We start from the raw sequence: 1,473 nt of genomic DNA on the forward strand, positions 1-1,473 counted from the left end.
GGAAGCCAACAAATAGTCCGGGCTAGGGAAATACCCGGAGGTGTTATCGTTTTTGGCTCTGGTAAGCGCCAACTCTTGGTTAGAGGTTGGGCCCTCCAAGCTGCGTGGCTTCAGCCCGCAGAAGTTGACCTCCGTTTACTTATTGATTCTGGATCTGTTTTTTATGTTGGTTATTTCTCAGTCTATCACATAACCTTTGCTCAGATAATTTATTCAGCTTCCAAGTTCCCGATTCAATTTCGGGGCTATCTCGGGAAGCTTTGCGAGGCTGAACCTTTCTGATTTCCTGGGTTTTCCGGATTAGCGCGATCGCCGTCGCCACCTTTGAAGTTGCGGTGGCCACGGCGATCGCTCTCCTCCGAGGCTCCTTTCTGCCGTTTACTCGATCTCCGAAATGGTCTTAGCCATTTCAAAATCGTTTTCCGTTAACCCCCCGGCATCGTGGGTGGTCAGGGTGATGGTGACTTGGTTATAAGAAATGGCGAGATCTGGGTGATGTCCCGCTTGTTCTGCTGGATCCACCAGTTTGTTCACAAAGGCGATCGCTTCGACAAAATCCTTTAATTTCCACACTCCCCGCAGTTCTTTTCCCTCCACGCTCCACTCATCTGGGAGCTGTTGCGATCGCTGTTGAATTTCGCTTTCACTGAGCAACTGAGCCATTCTTTGTCCTCTAGGTCTGCTAACAAATATTTTTTATTGCTTTTGCTCTTATTCTTTTTCCTCTGCCGAGATGATTTTCTGCCAGGGAGAAAATCAATCGTTGTTTGGCTTTGGCTGCCGTTTTTCGAGTCTTTTTCTGGATAAAAAAAGCTATCCGCTCTCACCGGGAGCGTTCAAGATTTAACTTTCACGCTATTGATGAGAGCGGTCTAGCGGGTCACTTGAATTGGAACCTGACTGCCGGGAGGAACTCCCTGCTAGTTTAGTTTATGAAGAATTATCGCTAATCCTTCACGGAATCTAAAACTAGCGTTTAGAGAACAGCCCCGGCGCGCAGCCGGTCTACTCCAATCAGGTGACCCATGCGTTTACTACTATCTTGCATAGGCATCACCTCCTTTTACCCTGTCCGGTTTCAATCTAATTTCTTTTACGCTACCTAGCATAACACAGAAATCGGATAATTTTTCCACTTCCCCCAAGTTAATTTGCGATTTTTCCCAAACTTGCCTGAAAGCGGTGGTTTGGCATTGGCACTGGCAAGGAAATAAAACATTCACCCCCACCAAAAGGCGGGGGTGAATGTTTTAGCCGATGATAGTAAATCTCGGACGCATTCTACAGAGCGTTACCGCGAGGCAGAACTTCTTCAGGGAACTCGAAGTTTTGGTGCGGCTGGTCAGCCGGTGCCATCCAGGCGCGGATCCCTTCGTTGAGCAGAATGTTCTTCGTGTAGAAGGTTTCAAATTCGGGGTCTTCCGCCGCCCGCAGCTCTTGAGACACGAAGTCATAAGCCCGCAGGTTGAGACC

General features: G+C 48.5%; 2 protein-coding genes and 1 pseudogene. 1 reads left to right on the plus strand and 2 read right to left on the minus strand.

Going from position 1 to position 1,473, the window contains the following annotated elements; genetic code table 11:
• The coding region (locus tag LKK83_RS01905; RefSeq protein ID WP_324629079.1) for a hypothetical protein at nucleotides 1-282 on the plus strand (282 nt) is incomplete at its 5' end.
• Between the two features lie 96 nt (nucleotides 283-378).
• Here LKK83_RS01905 and LKK83_RS01910 read toward each other — a convergent pair.
• Nucleotides 379-663: a 4a-hydroxytetrahydrobiopterin dehydratase gene (locus tag LKK83_RS01910; protein ID WP_324629080.1), complete on the minus strand. Its 285-nt coding sequence runs from the start codon at nucleotides 661-663 to the stop codon at nucleotides 379-381.
• A gap of 618 nt (nucleotides 664-1,281) precedes the next feature.
• Nucleotides 1,282-1,473 (minus strand): annotated as a pseudogene (locus LKK83_RS01915) (photosystem II D2 protein (photosystem q(a) protein)); the annotation flags it as partial.

Source organism: Phormidium sp. CCY1219, from assembly GCF_035615515.1.
Taxonomy (GTDB): Bacteria; Cyanobacteriota; Cyanobacteriia; order Cyanobacteriales; family Laspinemataceae; genus CCY1219.

Bases quoted from the DNA above. Each gene is read 5' to 3' on its own strand.
- LKK83_RS01910 (WP_324629080.1), bottom strand. From the start codon at position 663: ATGGCTCAGTTGCTCAGTGAAAGCGAAATTCAACAGCGATCGCAACAG.